Genomic DNA, 18,619 nt, shown 5'->3' with positions numbered 1-18,619 from the left:
CAAACTGCTCAAAAGAGGCTATTCGTGAACAACAATGGACAAGGTCACGCAACGGTCCCGATCTGGAGGGAAGAGTGAGATGACCCTTGACTTTAGCTGCCAGGTGAGAAAAGTTCTGTCCAGCAAACCGCAAACTTGCGCACTTGTCGGCACCAGGAGTGTCGCGGCGAACACATTAGTCGAGGGGTGGGGCCTCTGATGGCCAGCACGGCAGACGGCAGCGACCAGGCCGCCAACGGGGACGGGGACGCTGTGAGCGCGCAGGCGTATGTTCACGCGCTGACCCCGATCATGGCCGCGGTGACCGGGCAGATCGACGGCCCGATCCAGCAGGCGGCCGACCTGTTCACCGAGTCGCTGCGGAACAACGGCGTCATCCAGGCCTTCGGCTCCGGCCACTCCGAGGCACTGGCGATGGAGATCGCCGGCCGCGCGGGCGGCCTGATCGCGACGAACCGGATCGCGCTGCGCGACCTGGTGCTGCTCGGCGGCGAGTCGCCCGAACTGCTCCGCGGCGGCGAGCTCGAGCGCGACCCGTCGTACTCCCGCAAGCTCTACGACCTGTCCGCGGCCCAGCCCGGCGACGTCTTCGTGATCGCCTCGAACTCCGGCGTGAACGGCTCGATCGTGGAGCTCGCCACGGTCGTCAAGGAAAAGGGTCACCCCCTGATCGCGATCACCTCGCTGCAGCACACCAGCGGGGTGGACTCCCGGCACCCGTCGGGCAAGAAGTTGATCGACTTCGCCGACGTGGTGCTCGACAACCACGCTCCTTACGGCGACTCCGTGCTCGATCTTCCCGATGGCGGGAAGGTTTGCGCCGTGTCGTCCATCACTGCCGCGCTGATCGCGCAGATGCTGGTCGCAGAAGTACTGCGCCGGCTGACCGAGGCCGGCGAGAAACCACCGGTCTACCTGTCCGCGAACATCCCGGGCGGCGACGACCACAACCACGCCCTTGAAGCACAGTACGTCGGCCGGATCCGTCGTACTGCTTGAAACACTCCTCGGAAGGCGGGACCAATGACCACTCCCAACAACCTGTCGCGGCGGCTGTTCCTGCAGCGCGCGGCGGTCGGCACCCTGATGGCCTCTGGCGGCGCGACGCTGCTCTCGGCCTGCGCGAGCGGCGGCGGTGATGACAGCGCCAGTGGCGGCGGTGCCGAGAAGACGTCGGACAACCCGTTCGGTGTGAAATCGGCCGATCCGCTGGACGTGGTGATCTTCAAGGGCGGTTACGGCGACGACTACGCCAAGGCCCATGAGGAGCTGTACAAGAAGAAGTTCCCCGAGACCACGATCAAGCATGCCGGTATCACCGACATCACCCCGCAGCTGCAGCCGCGCTTCAACGGCGGCAACCCGCCGGACGTGATCGACAACTCCGGTGCGTCGCTGCTGCCGATGTCGACGCTGGCCAGCACCGGTCAGCTGGCCGATCTGACCGAGCTGTTCGACGCGCCGTCGATCGACGACCCGAACAAGAAGGTCCGCGACACCCTGGAATCGATTGCGATCGACGCCGCGATGATCGAGGGCAAGCCGCAGGTGCTCGAGTACGTGCTGACCGTGTTCGCGCTCTGGTACAACAAGAAGCTGTTCACGGAGAAGGGCTGGAAGCCGGCCGAGACCTGGCAGCAGTTCCTCGACCTGTGCGGGGAGATCAAGAAGGCCGGCATCGCGCCGCTGGCGCACCAGGGCAAGCACCCGTACTACATCGGTCAGATCCTGCTGGACATGGCCGTCAAGCACGGTGGGCACGATGTGATCAGGGCGATCGACGGCCTGGAGCCGAACGCGTGGAAGCACCCATCGATGAAAGCGGCGGCCGAGGCGATCCTCGAGCTGAAGGGCAAGGGCTTCATGATGCAGGGCACCGAGGGCCTGGACCACATCCAGTCCCAGACAGCCTGGAACCAGGGCAAGGCCGCCTTCATCCCCAGTGGTTCGTGGCTGGAGAACGAGCAGAAGCCGGTCGCGCCGAAAGACTTCGAGACTACTGCGACCTTCACCCCGCTGCTCGACGGCGCCAAGTTGCCGGTCGACTGCACCGAGATCAGCGCCGGCGAAAACTTCATCGTGCCCTCCAAGGCCAAGAACAAAGCCGGCGGTCTGGAGTACCTGCGGATCATGCTGTCGAAGGAGGCGGCCGGCAAGTTCACCGAGATGACCGGCTCCCCGACAGTGGTCAAGGGGGCGGCCGAGGGCAAGAAGCTCACCCCGGGCGCTTCGTCGGCCGGTGCTCTGCTGGCCAGCGGTGGTGAGAACAACTGGACGACGTTCTTCGCGACCTGGTACTCGACCATGGACAAGCCGATCCGTAACGTGTACGGCGAGCTGGCTGCCGCGCGCATCACGGCCGACGAGTTCTGCACCCGGGCGCAGAAGATCGCCGACGACACGGCGAAGGACCCGAAGACCAAGAAGCAGACCCGAAGCTGAGCTGATCCTCCACACCCCCTGCTCTGAAGGAGAGAGATGCGGCACGGCAGTTACCGGTTCGTCGCGAGCTTCCTCGCGATACCGCTGGCGTTGTATGCGATCTTCGTGATCTCGCCGTTCGTCCAGGCGTTCTACTACTCGCTGACCGACTGGACCGGCATTTCGCCGAAGTTCGAGTTCGTGGGTCTGGAGAACTTCCAGACCCTGGCCCGCGATGCCGTGTTCCGGCAGGCGCTCGGCCACAACGTCATCCTGCTGATCGGTGTGCCGCTGATCACCATCTTCCTCGCGCTGGTCTTCGCCTATCTGCTGAACGTCGGCGGACGGTCGAACAGCGCGGGGGTGCAGGGGGTGCGGGGGAACGGCTTCTACAAGCTGGCGTTCTTCCTGCCCCAGGTCTTGTCCATCCCGGTGATCGCGGTGATCTGGTCGGTGGTGATGACCTCGACCGACACCGGTCTGGCCAACTCCGTGACGAAGCGGCTGGGTCTGGGCACGTCGCAGTACCTGGCAAGCCCGGACATCGCCCTGTACTGCGTGATGTGGGTGATGATTTGGGGCAGCGTCGGGTTTTACCTGGTGTTGTTCAACGCAGCCATGTCGGGCATCCCGAAGGACATCTTCGAGGCCGCGATCATCGACGGCGCGGGCCGTTTCTCCACCTTCTACCGGATCACCCTGCCGCTGCTGTGGGACACCATCCAGACGGCCTGGGTGTACCTGGCCATCCTGGCGCTGGACGCCTACGCGCTGGTCGCGGTGATGACGGCCGGGCCGGGTGGACCGGACAACTCCACCCAGGTCATGGGTCTGCAGATCGCGGACAACGGCTTCCAGTACGGCCGGGCCGGCTACGCCTCGGCGATGGGTGTCGTGCTGTTCTTCCTGACCCTGCTCATCGCGGCAGTGATGCTCCGGGCCACCCGGCGCGACCGGATCGAATACTGAGGGGCCTGAGATGACTGTGTTGAATGCCGCGCCTCCGGCGCGGGGGCCATGGGGCTCAACCTCCTGGTCTTCCCTCGTCGCTCCAGTCGCTTCGCTCCTTCCGCTCCTCAGTCCAGACCAGGAGGCCCCATGACCCTGCAGATCGACGTCGAGGGCACCCGCTCCGAGCCTGCGCCGAAACTCCAGCCCGTCGGAGCGAAGGACCGTGCCTTCAGCCCGGTGAACGTGTTCTCCCACACGGTGCTGATCGCCTGGAGCATCCTGGTGGTCGTGCCCTTCGTCTGGGCCCTGATCGCCTCCCTGAAGAGCACCGGCGAGATCTTCGGTGACAACCCGTGGGCGCTGCCGAAGGAACTGCTGTTCGACAACTTCTCCAAGGCCTGGGACAAGGGTGTCGGGGACTACCTCTTCAACAGCTTGGTGGTCGTCACCGGCGGTGTCTTCGGCACCATGCTGTTCGGCTCGATGGTGGCCTACGTGCTGGCCCGCTACGAGTTCCCGGGCAACCGCTTCGTCTACTACCTGTTCGCCGCCGGGATGATGTTCCCGACCTTCCTGGCGATCGTGCCGCTGTTCTTCGTGGTGAAGGGCTTCGGCATGGTGTCCACCTACCAGGGCCTGATCCTGGTCTACATCGCCTACTCGCTGCCGTTCACGGTGTTCTTCATGCACGCGTTCTTCCGGACGCTGCCGCAGTCGATCGCCGAGGCCGCGATGGTGGACGGGGCTTCGCACGCGACCACGTTCTTCCGCGTGATGCTGCCGATGGCCAAGCCCGGCCTGATCAGCGTCGGCATCTTCAACGTGCTGGGCCAGTTCAACCAGTTCGTCCTACCGTCGTTCCTCTCGCCCGAGAAGCCGGTCCTCTCCCAGGGCATCGCCACTTTGCTGGGCAGCCAACGCTACGAGAACGAGTGGGGCATCCTGTTCGCCGCCCTCACCATCGCCATGGTCCCGGTGGTCGCTGTCTACCTGGTCTTCTACCGCCAGGTCCAGGCAGGCCTCACCGGCGCCACCCTCAAGTAGTCGATGCTCAGACGGAGGACAGTTCTGCAGGGGGGTGGCCGGCGCTCTGCTGAGTGGGTGTTCCTCTGGTCGGTCGGACGACGGCGCGGTGGTCGATCCGCGCAACCCCTTCGGCGTGGCTGACGATGCCGCTGGAGGTGGTGGTCTCCGAGGAGTACGGCGGGTTCGGCGCGCCGCAGTACCGGAGGAAGTACGCGAAAGCGGCCGTCACCGTCACGTCGGGGCGGCCGTGGATGGACAGGTTCGCCGCGGGGAGTCCGCCGGATGTTGTGCTCAACACCGGCGACAAGGCGCTCGTGGTGAGCCGGCTGGTTGCGGAGAACCGCCCGGCGGACCTGCAGCAAGTGCTGGATGCGCCGTCCTGGGAGGACGAGGGCAGCCCGGTCAAGGACACCGTGCTGCCCGGCATGCTCGACGCCGGGCGGTACGAGGGCACGCTGAGGAGCATCTGCTGCGTAGCGACCGTCTACGGGTTCTGGTACTCCGCCAGGCTCTTCCAGAAGTACGGCTGGGAGGTCCCACGCAGCTGGCCTGACCTGTTGGCGTTGGGCGCGGAGATGAAGGCCAAGGGACTCCCCGCCTTCACCTACGCCGGCACCCACCCGTACTACGTACTCGAGCCGCTGCTGACTCTCGCGGCCAAGACCGGCGGGCAGGACGTCCTCAAGCGGATCGACAACCTCGAGGACGGTGCCTGGCAGGACGAGAGCGTGAGCCGCGCGCTCAAGGCGTTCGGCGAGTTGAGCAAGCGCGGCCTGCTCCTCAAGAACACCGCCAAGCTGGATCACCTGGGCTCCCAAACCCAACTGCTGACCTCGAAGGTCGGCCTGCTGCCGTGTGGCAACTGGCTTGAGAACGAGATGAAGGCGGTTATCCAGCCCGACTTCGGCCTGACCATGGTCGGGATTCCGCCGCTCGACGCTTCGCCGGCGCTGCCGAAGGCGCTCCACGTGGCTCCGACCGCTCCGCTGCTGGTGTCTGAGCAGGCGAAGAACAAGCCCGGCGGGCTGGAGTACCTCCGGGCCTTGCTGTCCAAGGACGTAGCGGCTCAGGTGACCGCCGAGAGCAACCAGTTGACGTAATACGGGGTACGGCGGATGGCCTGGAAATCAGTACTGCGCTCCGCTCCGCCCGGGACCTCCTGACAGCCGCGGGCGATCAGGTGGTCACCTGGTACTTCGCCGATTGGTACCCCGACCTCGCCCAGACCGCGGCCCAAGCCACCGCCGACTACCTGGCTGTTGGATCCCCGCAGAGGAATGGACCGGCCAGATCCAGGCGGCAGCCGACAAGCTCAAGAAGAACGACACGGTCACCAAGTATCACCGCGAGTGAGCGTGAACTCCCGCGCGAGGCCGCCGGGCAGGATGATCGCCTCGCGTGAGCTCATAATTGCGACCCTATGCACGTCCCAGGGCCGCCCGGGTGTGGCCGAGAGCCGGGACGCTGGCAGAATCGAGCCCATGTCAGCAGCCGTCTCCGACGACACCCCTGTGCCGGCCGCCGGATCCGAGCGACGCCCCCGCGTCCTCTCCGGAATCCAGCCGACCGCGGATTCCTTCCACTTCGGCAACTACCTCGGCGCGGTCCGCCAGTGGGTGGCGCTGCAGGACGACCACGACGCGTTCTACTGCGTGGTCGATCTGCACGCGATCACGGTCGAGTACGACCCGAAGGTGCTGCGGGAGCGGATCCGTCGCTCGGCCGCGCAACTGCTGGCCGCCGGGATCGACCCGGCGCGGTCGACGCTGTTCGTCCAGTCGCACGTCCCCGAGCACGCCCAGCTCGGCTGGGTGCTCGGCTGCCTGACCGGCTTCGGCGAGGCCAGCCGGATGACCCAGTTCAAGGACAAGTCCGTCAAGGGCGGCGCCGATCGGGCCACCGTCGGCCTGTTCACCTACCCGATCCTGCAGGCCGCGGACATCCTGATCTACCAGGCCGACCGGGTCCCGGTGGGCGAGGACCAGCGCCAGCACCTGGAGCTGACCCGCGATCTGGCGCAGCGGTTCAACCACCGGTTCGGCAAGACCTTCCGGCTGCCCGAGCCGTACATCGTCAAGGAGACCGCGAAGATCTCCGACCTGCAGGAGCCGGGCGCGAAGATGAGCAAGTCGTCCTCCTCGCCGGGCGGCATCATCGACCTGCTGGACGACCCGAAGGTGAGCGCGAAGAAGATCCGCTCGGCCGTCACCGACTCCGGCCGGGACGTGATCTTCGACCCGGAGAACAAGGCCGGCGTGGCGAACCTGCTGACCATCTACTCCGCCCTCAGCGGCCGCAAGATCAGCGAACTCGAGGACGAGTACGCCGGCCGCGGCTACGGCGACTTCAAGAAGGACCTGGCCGAGCAGGTGGTCGAGTTCGTCACCCCGTTCCGGGAGAAGACGCTCGCCTTCCTGGACGACAAGGCCGAACTGGACGCGATCCTGGCCGCGGGCGCCGAGCGCGCCCGTGCCGTCACCGAGCCGACGCTGCAGCGGGTCTTCGACCGGCTCGGCTTCGTGCCCGGCCCGGCACTGGGCCGGTAGGCCCGGATGGCAACGATCGGTGTGGCGATCCCGATCGCGGAACCGTACGGCACGGAACTGCAGAAGCACCGGGCCGAGTTCGGCGACCCGATGGCGTCGTCGATCCCGACCCACGTGACGCTGCTGCCGCCGACCGAGGTGGCCGACGAGGACCTGGCCCGGATCGACGAGCACCTGCTGGCGGTGGCGGCCCGGTTCCCGAGCTTCCGGATCCGGCTGCGCGGTACCGCGACCTTCCGGCCGATCTCGCCGGTGGTGTTCGTGCCGCTGGCGGAGGGGATCTCGTCGTGTGAGGTGCTGCAGTCCCAGGTCCGCTCGGGCCCGCTCGAGGTCGAGCTGCGGTTCCCGTACCACCCGCACGTCACGGTGGCGCACGACCTGGACAAGGAGGCGCTGGACCGCGCCTACGACACGTTGTCGGAGTACGACTGCGCCTTCGACGTGGACGCTTTCAGCCGCTACGAGCACGGCGCCGACGGCGTGTGGCGCCCGCAGAGGTCCTTCCCGCTGGCAGGGTAGCTCTCCTGACTCGGGGTACAGGAGACCGCATGGGGATCAAGGATCGGGCCAAGGCGGTCTGGGCGCGCTTCAGCCGGACACAGCTGTGGCGCGCCTGGAAACGGTACGGCGACCGGCGCGGAAACCGGTTGGCCGGGGCAACGACCTTCTTCGCGTTCCTGTCGATGTTCCCGCTGATCGTGCTGACCGCCGCCGTCACCGGCAAGCTGCTGAACGAGAGGGCCGTCGACCGGCTCAAGGAGGGGCTGAGGGCGAACCTGCCGGGGATCGGCGACCAGATCGACCTGGACTCGCTGATCAGCAACGCCGGCACGATCGGGGTGGTCTCCGCCGTCACGCTGCTGCTCACCGGCCTGGGCTGGATCGACTCGCTGCGGGCGTCGATCCGGTCGATGCACGAGCTCGACGACCAGCCGGGGAACGCGGTCAAGCTGAAGCTCCAGGACCTCGGCGCGCTGATCGGTCTGGGCATCATCGGCGCGATCGCGACCGGCGCCTCGTCGGTGCTGACCGGCTTGTCGAACCGGATCGTCGACTGGGCCGGCCTGGAGGGCAGCTGGCTGGCGACCTGGGGTCTCCAGCTGATCAGCATCGTGGTGGGCGTCGCGGCCGGCGCGCTTCTCTTCCTGTACCTGCAGACCGCGATGCCGCGGATCCTCCTGCCGCGGAAGGCGGCGCTGATCGCGGCCCTGGTCGGCGGCGTGCTGTTCTACATCGCCCAGCAGTTGGGCAACAGCTACGTGAAGAACGTGATCGGCAACAACGCGGCGTACGGGACGCTGGCGCTGCCGCTCGCGCTGCTGGTGTGGATCTATCTGATGACGCGCGCGATCATGCTCATCGCCGCCTGGACCAAGGAAGCCACCCTCGACCACCGCTGGCGCACCGGCGAGGCCGAGGAAGCCGCGCGCGCGGCGATGCCGTTCGAAACCCCGTCCAGTACTCCGTACGCGACCGCGGCGCGCACGTCCGGGCCCGACGAGGACGGCCTCCTGCCCGGCCCGCCCGGCAAGAAGTACAAGGTCGTCCCCATCCCGGCTCGCAAGGCAGACACGGTCGCCGTAGCCGCCGGCGCAGTCCTGGGCGCCACAGCCACAGCCATAGCCGTCCAACTGGCCCGAGCCACCCGGTCCCTCCGCCGCTAGTTGTACTCGGTCAGGACAGCTAGTGGCGTCTGGCTCGGGCTGCGCGGGCTCGGGCCTTCAGAGCCTTTGGGCGGCGGAGGAACAGGCCTAGCAGGAGGATGGGTGGGGCGGCGTAGGCCCACTCTGGGATCCGCAAGACAACCGCCTGGACGGCGACCCCGGCAGCCAAAGCTGCTCGAGTTCGCCTCGGAGGCAGCGCGGGCGCCTTCTTGGAGGTCGTCGGGCCGGTGCCTTCAGCGGTCTTCGGAGTAGCGGCGGCAGGCTTCACCAGCGTGCCGACCGGCTTCAGTACGCCGTACGACTTGAATCCCCAGTCGAGCAGGTTCGTCGCGTCCGCGGTGATGCCGTGCGGTGAGTTCACCAGCGTCACCACCAGGGTGTGCCCGTTCCGCCGGGCCGCGCCGATGAACGTGTTCCGGGCCAGCGTCGTGAAGCCCGTCTTCACCCCGAGCGCGCCGTCATAATTGAACAGCAGCTTGTTCTGGTTGGCGACCTGGTAGGTGCCCTTCTTGGCAAGCGGGAAGTTCGTGTACTTCGTCGCCGCGTACTTCGCGAAGTCCGGCCGCCCGAGTCCTGCCTGCGCGAACAGCGCCAGGTCGTACGCGCTCGAGTACTGGCCGTCCGCGTCCAGCCCGGTCGGATCCGTCACGTGCGTGTCGCGTGCTCCGAGCTCAGCGGCCAGCTTGTTCATCCGCTGGATCGTTGCCGGGACACCGCCCTCGTCGTGCGCTGCCAGGGCGTGCACTGCGTCGTTACCCGACGCCAGGAACATCCCCTCGAAGAGCAGATCGACGGAGTACTTCAGTCCCGGATAGACCCCGACCTTGCTGCCTTCGATGCCGGCGTCCTTGTCCGTACCGATCACCTGGTCGGACTTGTTCAGCCTCGGCAGCAGTACGAGCGCGGTGAGTGTCTTGAGCGTGCTGGCCGGCCGCAGCTTGGCGTGCGGCGCCTTGGCGGCCAGTACGGAGCCGGTCGTCAGGTCAGCCACCACGAACGCAGATGCCTGTACCGCCGGCGGTGTCGCCCCGCTGGCGACAACCGTCGACTCCGTGGTCAGCTGCGCACCGCCGACCGGGCTGTGTGAGCCCTGGCCGACGGCAGTCGCAGCAAGAGGACCCGCCACCACAAGTGCCGTGGTAGCGAGAGCCGTCATGAGGACACGCATCGGCGGAACCCTAGACGGCCTTCAGTCCACAAGTCACGCGCGGTACGCGGTCCAGGCGTTGCTGATGCGCATGGAAGCGCTCCTCGGAATCATGGGCCGCTGGGCGGTGCGGCCGGGTCAGCCGATTTTGAGCGCCATCGCGGTAAGTGAGAAGCCGATCACTGTCCGAAACGTTCCAAGGCAGTACTGCGCCGAGGCGCCGTCAGATCTCGTCCAGGGTTCCGGTCAGTCGTTGATCGACGATCGATTCCAGCCCGTTCCCGCTCGTGCGGTTGAGGAGCAGCCGCCGCTCCCATCGGCCCGGAGTGTCTCTCAGGTGCAGGACCATCGTGCTGTTGGCGTCTACGTCGCAGACGACCTCGACGGCAGGGGACGGACACTTGAACTCGACGACGCCGAGGGGTGTGAATCCCATCGACGACCACGGAGACTTCAGCTCCACCAGCCGCAGCCGGTAGGTGACGTCGGGCTGATGGCCGCCCAGCTCCACGCGCTCCGAGCGCCTCGTCGGGACCGTTGTTCCCTTACGGAGGAGATCGAGCACAACGGTGTTGGCCTCGTCGGTCCGAGCCAGCCGCGGGAGCGTGCCCTCGGTCCCGGGGTCGGACTCGACCAGAACGCCGATACCTTGCTGGATCGTGTCCAGCAGCAGCTGGTCTGTCCGCAGTCCCTCGAGAACCCCGGCCTGCGCCGCGAGCCCTTGCAGAACAGCGTCGTTCTGGTAGCTGGTGATGAGCGGAGCCGGCGTGACGGACGAGATGGCGCGGACGAGACTCGGCAGTCGGCTCGCCTGGCCACAGAGCATCACATGTTTGAGTCCGCGCAGAGCGCTGATGACGTCGTGGTCGGACGGAATCGTGTCGGGCACCCGCGAACGCAGGAGCCTCTCCCGCATCACAGCCATGATCGATTCGGAGACCCGAAGATCGAGGTGCCTGACCGCCGTTTCGAACGCCGCCCGGTCCACCTGGAACTGGAGGTCGTGATAGGTCCCGCCCTCACCTTCGACGTCGGAGATGATGACCTCACAGGACTCGCGGGCCGACAGCACATGCTTGGCCCGCATCGCCTCCCGCTTGACCTGGTTGCGCACAAAGGGGGAGAGCGGCGCGGACCCCAGTTGTGCCTCGACGCGCCGCAGGAGCAGTTTCTCGAGAGCCTCGTCGTAGTCGATCCCTCCCAGCCGACCGTCGCCATGGGTCGCCTTGACCTCCGTCACACCCTCGGCGTTCTCGTAGACGGCCACATCGAGTGTTCCGCCACCGATGTCGACGATCAGCATGTCCTCGAGGACGTACGGAGAGCCCTCCGGACCGATCATCCCGCTGGCCGAGGGTTCGGGGACCAGCCGCATCACCTCGAGTCCGGCGAGGTCGAGAACCTGCTGCAACGCATTGGTCTGGGCGATGCTGAAACTGGCGGGATAGGACGCGATGACGCCCCGGACCGGTTCGCCCAGGAACTCCTCCGCGTTCTTCACCGCCGAGCGCACGATCAGGCTGCAGACGAACTCGGCGGTCAGGCTCTTGTCGTGGACGGTGAAGCCGAGCGGCGAACCGAGGCCGCGCTTCGGGTACCAGACGGTCCCCTCCGGACGCAGCCGGTCCAGTTCGAGGGCTTCGCCACCGACCACGTAGTCCCAGTCCGTGTCGAAGTTGACGACCGACGGGACGAAGGGCCGCCCGTCGGCGGCGGGAACGGCGTGCATCCGCCCCTGCGAGTCGAGCAGTGCGGCGAGGGTGGTGCTGGTGCCGAAATCGAGCGCCAGTTTCGGCCTCAGCCCCCGGATCGGAGCCGGAGGAACCCGGCCCGCCCGTCGTTCGATGCCTACGCTCAGGGACGTCCGCCACTCGCTACGCTTGGTTTGGGACACGATCTCCAGGGCGAGCACCTCGGCCGGCTCGAGTCTCGCGACGGGGTCCTGTCGCGGTTTGCCGTAGAGCTTGCAGAGCTCCGGGACGCGACGCTGCACGAAGGAGTTCAGATCGTGCAGAGTGCGGCATCGGCCGCGGTCGCTGAGCCCCTCGCACAGCGCCGCGGTGAAGATCCCGCTCCCGATCGCCTGGTGTTCGTAGGACCGCTGCCCGGGCGAACACGAGCTGAAGATGATGTTCCCGGTAGGGAGGAGCTTGTTGACGTCGACCCCCGGCACCTCGTCCTCAGCCCCGCCCTTGCTCTCGCCGACGGCTTCACGGCAGGCGTCCACGAGCAGGACGAGATGGCGCGGGCCCCACTCCTGGAGCCGGGCGATGACGGTCTGGACGGCGAGCGCGGTGCGCTCGAGGTCCTCGGCCACCGAGTCTCCGAGCAGCAGGTACTCGCTCCCGTCCTCGACCGAGTGGTAGCCGTGGCCGCTGAAGAAGAAGAACAAGGTGTCCAGGTTGGCGGTCCGGCCGTACTGCCTTGCCCGGGACAGCGTGCGCAGTACGTTGGTGAACGTCGGACGGGAGCGCAGGTCCTCGGCATCCTCGCTCAGCAGGAGGATTTCGTCGTCCTGCAACCCGCAGGTGGTGCGCAGCGTGTCCGCCATCCGGCGGGCATCGGCGGAGGCGAAGCGCAGTGACGGGATCGGGTGCTCGTAGGTGGCGCAGCCGACGACGACGGCGAGGTTCATGGCGTGGTGCTGCTGTCCTTCTTCTTGAAGGTCAGCCGTACTCCGCCGGTCACCTCCAGCCCGACCGAGCCGATCAGCCGGACCTCGCCGGATCCGGTGAACTCGGCCGATACCTCGAAGCTCTCGAGCTCGTACGGTCCGTTCGTGGACCGGATCCGGTCGAACACCTGGTCCATGGTGCGGCTCAACCGGGCGACGCTGTCGGCCAGCCGGTCGGCGTTGACCTCGGTCACCTTGAGCACCGGGTCCCGGCGGCCGAAGACCTTGGCGTCGGGGTCCAGCTCCCGGTCGGCGTACACGAGTTCAACAGATCCGAGATCGTCCATCCCCAGCTCCACCCTTCGGTCGCCTTCACCGGCCCTGGCCGCTTCAGTCATTCAAGCAGGGGCAGGGCTCCCGTGGAGCGTCCGGACGACGTCAGTTGATCGACGGCCCGGCTCGTAGGACCCCACGCACCTCGTCGAGCCGTAGCGCTTCCGGATCGAAATCCGTCAGCCACCAGGTCGCGCCTGCCGCCTCGTACGGTATGGGGTCGGTGCCGGGCTCCAGCGCGACCACGAGGTCGAAGGAGTCTTTGGTGCCGATCTCCGCGAGCGTGCCGGCGATCTCGGCCACCTGGTCCCAATGGGTCAGGTTGACCGGGAAGAACCCGTCGTACCGCGCGGCGCGCCGTAGCGGCTTGAGGTTGCCCGGGAACCCGGCGGCCCAGACGGGAACGCCAGGGCGCTGGGCGGGCCGGGGCAGGAAGCGGAGATTGTCGACGGTGTGGTGAGTGCCGTGGTGATCAACGGGCTCGCCGGACCACGCAGCGGTCAGAACGGCCAGTGACTCGTCCATCAGTTGAGCGCGGACGCGGTCGTCGGTCTGGTCGCCGGTGGCGGAGAACTCGCGGCCGAAGCGATCGCTGCCCAGGCCGACGCCGAGCGTCAGGCGCCCGCCGCTCAGTTGGTCGAGCGTCGCGGTCTCCCGCGCGAGCTTGACCGGGCGGCGGCGGGCGATCGGCGTCACCATCGTGCCGATCCGCAAGGCCGACGTCCGGACCGCGACCGCCGCGAGCACGATCCAGGGGTCCGCCACCGCCTGGACCGGCTCGCGCCAGTTCACGTGGTCCCAGACGAAGAACGCGTCCCAGCCCACCTCCTCCGCCTCCACGGCCAGCTGTACCGCGACCGCGGGGTCGGCCAGTTCGTCGAAGAGCGGCACCCAGAGCGCGGCCTTCACGACAGTTCGGACTCGGCCTGCTGGATCGCGGCGAACTCCTCTTCGGGAGCGGACGCGACCAGGTGGTGCCGGCTGTAGAACCAGAAGTAGGCGAGGGCGACCACGAAGATGCCGGCGGTGATGGCGGCGGCGAGTTCGTCGACGATGAAGGTGGCGACCACGGCCATGCAGGCGAGGGCGAGAGCGATGCCGGTCGTGACCATGCCGCCAGGAGTCCGATAGGGGCGTTCCAGTCCGGGCTCGCGGACTCGGAGCACAATGTGGGCCAGCATCATCAGCACGTACGACACGGTGGCGCCGAAGACCGCGATGTTGATCAGCAGCGCGCCGTCCTGGGTGATGGCGGCCAGCAGGAAACCGATCAGGCCGGGAACGGTCAGCGCCAGGTACGGCGTCTTGCGCTTGCCCGTGACCGACAGGAAGCGTGGCAGGTAGCCCGCACGGGACAAGGCGAACAGTTGCCGGGAGTACGCGTAGACGATGGAGAAGAAGCTCGCCACGAGCCCGGCCAGGCCGACGTAGTTGACGAAGTCGGCGACCCACGTGTCACCGCCGAACGCGGTACGCAAGGCCAGTGGGAGGGGATTGTCGGACTCCGCGATCACCGAGGAGCCGGCGCCGCCGGCCGTGAAGACGAGCATCAGGGCGGCGAACACGAGCAGGATGCCCATCGCGGTGATAATTCCGCGCGGCATGTCCTTCCGCGGATCGCGAGCCTCCTCGGCGGCCAGCGGGACGCCTTCCACCGCGAGGAAGAACCAGATGCCGTAGACCAGCGCGGCCAGTACGCCGGCGTACCCGAACGGGATGAAGTCGCTCGCCCCGGCGGCCGTGTTCGGCACGATGTCGAACAGCTTGTCCGCGTCGAACTTCGGGATCATCGCGATCACGAAGACGACCAGCGCGACCACGGCGATCGCGGTGATCGCGAGCGTCAGCCGCAGCGCCTCGCCGACGCCGTACAGGTGGATGCCGATGAAGATCACGTAGCAGGCCAGGTAGACCGGCCAGCTGGAGGTCAGCCCGAACAGCCCGAGCGCCTCGATGTAGCCGCCGATGAAGGTCGCGATGGCGGCCGGCGCGATCGCGTACTCGATCAGGATCGCCGTCCCGGTCGCGAATCCGCCGAGTGGACCCAGCGCGCGCCGGGCGAACCCGTACCCCGCGCCGGCCACCGGGATCGCGGAGGCCAGTTCGGCCAGGCCGAACACCATGCAGGTGTACATCGTCGCCATCAGCACGGTCGCGATCAGCAGACCGCCCCAGCCGCCCTCGGCGAGGCCGAAGTTCCAGCCGGCGAAGTCGCCGGAGATGACGTAGGCGACGCCGAGCCCGGCCAGCAGCACCCAGCCGGCCGCGCCCCGCTTCAGCTGCCGCTGTTCCAGATACTCCTTGCCGACCTGCTGGTAGTCGACACGGGCGTTCTTCCGGCTCATCGCTGGGCCTCCAATGGTCTACGTCCATACCACTAGGAATGGCCACGAGGTTCCTCGCGCGGCGGCCCGCTGTCAAGGGAACGGCCGGATTGACATCGGGCCGCCCACTTGCGTCAATGGACTGACCGCAGACCAATAGAACCTCCGGGAGCGACCGTGGCGAACACCGGCAAGCTGACCGTGCAGGAACTCCGGGACCAGGTCGGGGCGGGCCGGATCGACACCGTGCTGGTCGCGATCACCGACATGCAGGGACGGCTGCAGGGCAAGCGCTGCGGTGCCAGGTACTTCATCGAGGAGGTGCTGCGGCACGGCACCGAGGGCTGCAACTACCTGCTCGCGGTCGACGTCGACATGAACACCGTCGACGGCTACGAGATGTCGTCCTGGGAGCGCGGCTACGGCGACCTGCTGATGGCGCCCGACCTGGACACCCTGCGGCTGCTGCCCTGGCACGAGGGCACCGCGCTGGTGCTCTGCGACGTCCAGTGGCTCGACGGCAGCCCGATGCCCGCGTCGCCGCGGCAGATCCTCAGGGCCCAGCTGGACCGGCTGGCCGAGCGCGGCCTGAAGGCGTACGTCGGGACGGAGCTCGAGTTCATCGTCTTCAACGACACCTTCGAGCAGGCCTGGTCCAAGAGCTACAAGGGCCTCGACCCGGCCAACCAGTACAACGTCGACTACTCCCTGCTCGGCACCGCCCGGATCGAGCCGCTGCTGCGCGACATCCGCAACTCGATGGAAGGCGCCGGCCTGTACGTCGAGTCCGCCAAGGGCGAGTGCAACCTCGGCCAGCAGGAGATCGCGTTCCGGTACGCCGAGGCGCTGGTGACCTGCGACAACCACTCGATCTACAAGACCGGGGCCAAGGAGATCGCGGTCAAGCACGGCAAGAGCCTCACCTTCATGGCGAAGTTCGACGAGCGCGAGGGCAACTCCTGCCACATCCACCTGAGCTTCCGCTCCGACGGCGGCGAGGCCGTGCTCGCGGGCGACCGGCAGTACGGGTTCTCCGAGTTGATGGAGCAGTTCATCGCCGGGCAGTTGGCCTGCCTGGAGGAGTTCACCTACCTGCTCGCGCCGAACATCAACTCCTACAAGCGGTTCGTGCCCGGCAGCTTCGCGCCGACAGCCGTCGCCTGGGGGCTGGACAACCGCACCTGCGCGCTGCGAGTGGTCGGCCACGGCGAGTCGCTGCGGGTGGAGAACCGGCTGCCCGGCGGCGACGTGAACCCGTACCTCGCGGTCGCGGCGCTGATCGCGTCCGGCCTGCACGGCATCGAGAACGAACTCGAACTGGAACCGATGCTCGAGGGCAACGCCTACACCTCGGACAAGCCGCACGTGCCGACCACGCTGCAGGAGGCGTCGGCGTTGTTCGGCGGCTCGAAGATCGCCCGCGAGGCCTTCGGCGACGAGGTGGTGGACCACTACCTCAACGCGGCCCGGGTGGAGTTGGACGCCTACAACGCCGCCGTCACCGACTGGGAGCGGATCCGTGGTTTCGAGCGACTCTAGGCGGCCGAGAATCGGCATCACCACGTATCTGGAGCCGACGATCTGGGGAGTCTGGGAGCGGGACGCGTCGCTGCTGCCGCGGGTGTACCTCGACGCCGTGGCGGCGGCCGGTGGCGTACCGCTGCTGCTGCCGCCGGTCGGGACGGACCCGGCCGTGCTGGACATCCTCGACGGCCTGATCATCGCCGGCGGGTGCGACGTCGACCCCGGTTCGTACGGCGCCGCTGCGCATCCGGAGACGGTGGACACCCGGCCCGGGCGGGACGAGCACGAGGCGATCCTGATCCGGGCGGCGCTCGACCAGGATGTTCCGCTGCTGGCGATCTGCCGGGGGCTGCAGATGCTCAACGTCACGCTCGGCGGGACCCTGCAACAGCATCTGCCGGACGCGGTCGGGCACGACGAGCATCGGCCGTCGCCCGCGGTGTTCGGCCAGACCGACGTGAAGGTCGAGCCGGACACGCTCACCGGGAAGCTGTTCGGCGACCGCACCACCGTGCACTGTTACCACCACCAGGCCATCGCCGTGGTCGCGCCCGGCCTGCAGGTGACCGCGCGGGCGGGCGACGGAACCGTCGAGGCCGCCGAGGTGGCCGGCCACGACTTCGCATTGGGCGTTCAGTGGCACCCGGAAGAGGACCCTGAGGACCTTAGGTTGTTCACGGCCCTGGTGGCCGCATCGACAAGGAGGACGACTCCGTGACGTACGACGTACTGAATCCCGCGACGGAGAAGGTGGTTCGCAGCCTCCAACTGGCCTCCGTCGAGGACACCGACCAGGCGATCGCCCGAGCCGCTGCGGCCTTCGAGACCTGGCGTGAGGTGACTCCTGCCGACCGCGGCCGGCTGTTGCGGCGTTTCGCGGACGCGGTCGACGCCGACCTCGACAACCTGGCGGCGCTGGAGGTGGAGAACGCCGGGCACACGATCGGCAACGCGAAGTGGGAGGCGGGCAACGTCCGGGACGTGCTGACCTACTACTCGGCAGCGCCCGAGCGGTTGTTCGGCAAGCAGATACCTGTTGCCGGGGGCATCAATGTCACCTTCCACGAGCCGCTCGGCGTGGTCGGCATCATCGTGCCGTGGAACTTCCCGATGCCGATCGCCGGCTGGGGGTTCGCGCCCGCACTGGCGGCGGGGAACACGGTCGTCCTGAAGCCCGCCGAGCTCACCCCGCTGACCGCGATCCGCCTGGGCGAGCTGGCGCTGGAGGCGGGACTGCCGCCGGGCGTGCTGGAGATCGTGCCGGGCGCGGGGACCGTGGTGGGACAGCGGTTCGTGACGCATCCCGCGGTACGGAAGGTCGTGTTCACCGGGTCCACCGGGGTCGGCAAGCAGATCATGGCCGGCTGCGCGGACCAGGTGAAGCGGGTGACGCTCGAGCTCGGCGGCAAGTCCGCGAACATCGTCTTCGCGGACTCGGACCTGGCCAAGGCGGCCGCCCAGGCGCCGTACGGGGTGTTCGACAACGCCGGGCAGGACTGTTGCGCGCGGTCGCGGATCCTGGTCGAGCGGTCGGCGTACGACACCTTCCTGGAGTTGCTCGAGCCGGCGGTGAAGTCCTTCAGGGTGGGCGATCCGTCGGATCCCGCGACCGAGATGGGTCCGCTGATCTCGGCCAAGCAGCGCGAGCGGGTCGCGGCCTACACCGAGCACGACGTCGCCTTCACCGGTACCGCGCCGGACGGTCCCGGGTTCTGGTTCCCGCCGACGGTGCTCACCCCGGCGGCGGATTCGCCCGCGGTACGGGACGAGATCTTCGGGCCGGTGGTCGCGGTGGTCCCGTTCGAGGACGAGGCGGACGCGGTGCGGATCGCGAACGACACGGAGTACGGGCTGTCCGGCTCGATCTGGACCCGCGACGTCGGCCGGGCGCTGCGGGTGTCGCGCGGGGTCGAGGCCGGGAACCTGTCGGTCAACTCGCACTCGTCGGTGCGGTACTCGACGCCGTTCGGCGGCTACAAGCAGTCCGGGCTCGGTCGCGAGCTCGGCCCGGACGCGCTGGACGCGTTCACCGAGACCAAGAACATCTTCATTTCCACGGAGGACTGACT

At 67.7% G+C, this 18,619-nt stretch carries 16 protein-coding genes; 11 read left to right on the top strand and 5 right to left on the bottom strand.

The window, feature by feature from the left end; genetic code table 11:
* Window positions 1-198 precede the first annotated feature (198 nt).
* The 8 genes from ABD255_RS04370 to ABD255_RS04335 all read left to right on the top strand — a co-directional run bounded on the left by ABD255_RS04370 (window position 199) and on the right by ABD255_RS04335 (window position 8,608).
* Window positions 199-999 carry a sugar isomerase domain-containing protein gene (locus tag ABD255_RS04370; protein WP_344209987.1) on the top strand — a complete coding sequence of 267 codons (801 nt, stop codon included), beginning with the start codon at window positions 199-201 and terminating at the stop codon, window positions 997-999.
* Window positions 1,000-1,023: 24 nt separating this feature from the next.
* Window positions 1,024-2,442 carry an N-acetylglucosamine/diacetylchitobiose ABC transporter substrate-binding protein gene (gene ngcE, locus ABD255_RS04365; protein WP_344209985.1) on the top strand — a complete coding sequence of 473 codons (1,419 nt, stop codon included), beginning with the start codon at window positions 1,024-1,026 and terminating at the stop codon, window positions 2,440-2,442.
* Between the two features lie 36 nt (window positions 2,443-2,478).
* Window positions 2,479-3,390 carry a carbohydrate ABC transporter permease gene (locus ABD255_RS04360; protein ID WP_344209983.1) on the top strand — a complete coding sequence of 304 codons (912 nt, stop codon included), beginning with the start codon at window positions 2,479-2,481 and terminating at the stop codon, window positions 3,388-3,390.
* 129 nt (window positions 3,391-3,519) lie between these two features.
* The gene (locus tag ABD255_RS04355) at window positions 3,520-4,416 is read left to right on the top strand and encodes a carbohydrate ABC transporter permease (protein WP_344209981.1); all 897 of its coding nucleotides are present in this window, start codon (window positions 3,520-3,522) and stop codon (window positions 4,414-4,416) included.
* 53 nt (window positions 4,417-4,469) lie between these two features.
* Window positions 4,470-5,498, top strand: coding sequence for an extracellular solute-binding protein (locus tag ABD255_RS04350; RefSeq protein ID WP_344209979.1), 1,029 nt, complete (start codon window positions 4,470-4,472; stop codon window positions 5,496-5,498).
* 381 nt (window positions 5,499-5,879) lie between these two features.
* Window positions 5,880-6,944: a tryptophan--tRNA ligase gene (trpS, locus tag ABD255_RS04345; protein ID WP_344209977.1), complete on the top strand. Its 1,065-nt coding sequence runs from the start codon at window positions 5,880-5,882 to the stop codon at window positions 6,942-6,944.
* A 6-nt stretch (window positions 6,945-6,950) separates the two neighbouring features.
* The gene (locus tag ABD255_RS04340; RefSeq protein ID WP_344209975.1) at window positions 6,951-7,463 is read left to right on the top strand and encodes a 2'-5' RNA ligase family protein; all 513 of its coding nucleotides are present in this window, start codon (window positions 6,951-6,953) and stop codon (window positions 7,461-7,463) included.
* Between the two features lie 29 nt (window positions 7,464-7,492).
* The gene (locus tag ABD255_RS04335) at window positions 7,493-8,608 is read left to right on the top strand and encodes a YihY/virulence factor BrkB family protein (protein WP_344209973.1); all 1,116 of its coding nucleotides are present in this window, start codon (window positions 7,493-7,495) and stop codon (window positions 8,606-8,608) included.
* A 19-nt stretch (window positions 8,609-8,627) separates the two neighbouring features.
* On the opposite strand, the gene ABD255_RS04330 is transcribed toward ABD255_RS04335, so the two are convergent.
* The 5 genes from ABD255_RS04330 to eat all read right to left on the bottom strand — a co-directional run bounded on the left by ABD255_RS04330 (window position 8,628) and on the right by eat (window position 15,047).
* Window positions 8,628-9,776, bottom strand: coding sequence for a D-alanyl-D-alanine carboxypeptidase family protein (locus tag ABD255_RS04330; protein WP_344209971.1), 1,149 nt, complete (start codon window positions 9,774-9,776; stop codon window positions 8,628-8,630).
* Window positions 9,777-9,978: 202 nt separating this feature from the next.
* Window positions 9,979-12,390 (bottom strand): Hsp70 family protein, encoded by a 2,412-nt coding sequence (locus ABD255_RS04325; protein ID WP_344209969.1) that lies wholly within the window; start codon window positions 12,388-12,390, stop codon window positions 9,979-9,981.
* The gene (locus ABD255_RS04320) at window positions 12,387-12,716 is read right to left on the bottom strand and encodes a Pepco domain-containing protein (RefSeq protein WP_344209967.1); all 330 of its coding nucleotides are present in this window, start codon (window positions 12,714-12,716) and stop codon (window positions 12,387-12,389) included. Before ABD255_RS04320 ends, ABD255_RS04325 begins: the two co-directional genes overlap by 4 nt.
* A 91-nt stretch (window positions 12,717-12,807) precedes the next feature.
* On the bottom strand, window positions 12,808-13,611 hold the full coding sequence (locus ABD255_RS04315; RefSeq protein ID WP_344209965.1) for an LLM class flavin-dependent oxidoreductase: 804 nt from the start codon (window positions 13,609-13,611) through the stop codon (window positions 12,808-12,810).
* Window positions 13,608-15,047 carry an ethanolamine permease gene (gene eat, locus ABD255_RS04310; RefSeq protein ID WP_344209963.1) on the bottom strand — a complete coding sequence of 480 codons (1,440 nt, stop codon included), beginning with the start codon at window positions 15,045-15,047 and terminating at the stop codon, window positions 13,608-13,610. Before eat ends, ABD255_RS04315 begins: the two co-directional genes overlap by 4 nt.
* A gap of 156 nt (window positions 15,048-15,203) precedes the next feature.
* Between eat and ABD255_RS04305 the strand changes: the two genes are divergently transcribed.
* The 3 genes from ABD255_RS04305 to ABD255_RS04295 are packed head-to-tail and all read left to right on the top strand — an operon-like array spanning window position 15,204 to window position 18,617.
* The gene (locus ABD255_RS04305) at window positions 15,204-16,565 is read left to right on the top strand and encodes a glutamine synthetase family protein (RefSeq protein ID WP_344209961.1); all 1,362 of its coding nucleotides are present in this window, start codon (window positions 15,204-15,206) and stop codon (window positions 16,563-16,565) included.
* Window positions 16,546-17,268, top strand: a complete 723-nt coding sequence (locus tag ABD255_RS04300; RefSeq protein WP_344209959.1) for a gamma-glutamyl-gamma-aminobutyrate hydrolase family protein — start codon at window positions 16,546-16,548, stop codon at window positions 17,266-17,268. Before ABD255_RS04305 ends, ABD255_RS04300 begins: the two co-directional genes overlap by 20 nt.
* Complete coding sequence (locus ABD255_RS04295) at window positions 17,265-18,617, top strand: aldehyde dehydrogenase family protein (RefSeq protein WP_344209956.1); 1,353 nt, start codon at window positions 17,265-17,267, stop codon at window positions 18,615-18,617. The genes ABD255_RS04300 and ABD255_RS04295 overlap by 4 nt, the downstream gene beginning before the upstream one ends.
* Window positions 18,618-18,619: the final 2 nt, after the last annotated feature.

It is taken from the genome of Kribbella sancticallisti, from assembly GCF_039530625.1.
Taxonomy (GTDB): Bacteria; Actinomycetota; Actinomycetes; order Propionibacteriales; family Kribbellaceae; genus Kribbella; species Kribbella sancticallisti.
This window is presented reverse-complemented; position numbering and strand designations above follow the sequence as displayed.

Coding starts and splice junctions, on each gene's coding strand:
- ABD255_RS04370 (WP_344209987.1), top strand. CDS start 199: ATGGCCAGCACGGCAGACGGCAGCGACCAGGCCGCCAACGGGGACGGG.
- ngcE (WP_344209985.1), top strand. CDS start 1,024: ATGACCACTCCCAACAACCTGTCGCGGCGGCTGTTCCTGCAGCGCGCG.
- ABD255_RS04360 (WP_344209983.1), top strand. CDS start 2,479: ATGCGGCACGGCAGTTACCGGTTCGTCGCGAGCTTCCTCGCGATACCG.
- ABD255_RS04355 (WP_344209981.1), top strand. CDS start 3,520: ATGACCCTGCAGATCGACGTCGAGGGCACCCGCTCCGAGCCTGCGCCG.
- trpS (WP_344209977.1), top strand. CDS start 5,880: ATGTCAGCAGCCGTCTCCGACGACACCCCTGTGCCGGCCGCCGGATCC.
- ABD255_RS04340 (WP_344209975.1), top strand. CDS start 6,951: ATGGCAACGATCGGTGTGGCGATCCCGATCGCGGAACCGTACGGCACG.
- ABD255_RS04335 (WP_344209973.1), top strand. CDS start 7,493: ATGGGGATCAAGGATCGGGCCAAGGCGGTCTGGGCGCGCTTCAGCCGG.
- ABD255_RS04330 (WP_344209971.1), bottom strand. CDS start 9,776: ATGCGTGTCCTCATGACGGCTCTCGCTACCACGGCACTTGTGGTGGCG.
- ABD255_RS04325 (WP_344209969.1), bottom strand. CDS start 12,390: ATGAACCTCGCCGTCGTCGTCGGCTGCGCCACCTACGAGCACCCGATC.
- ABD255_RS04320 (WP_344209967.1), bottom strand. CDS start 12,716: ATGGACGATCTCGGATCTGTTGAACTCGTGTACGCCGACCGGGAGCTG.
- eat (WP_344209963.1), bottom strand. CDS start 15,047: ATGAGCCGGAAGAACGCCCGTGTCGACTACCAGCAGGTCGGCAAGGAG.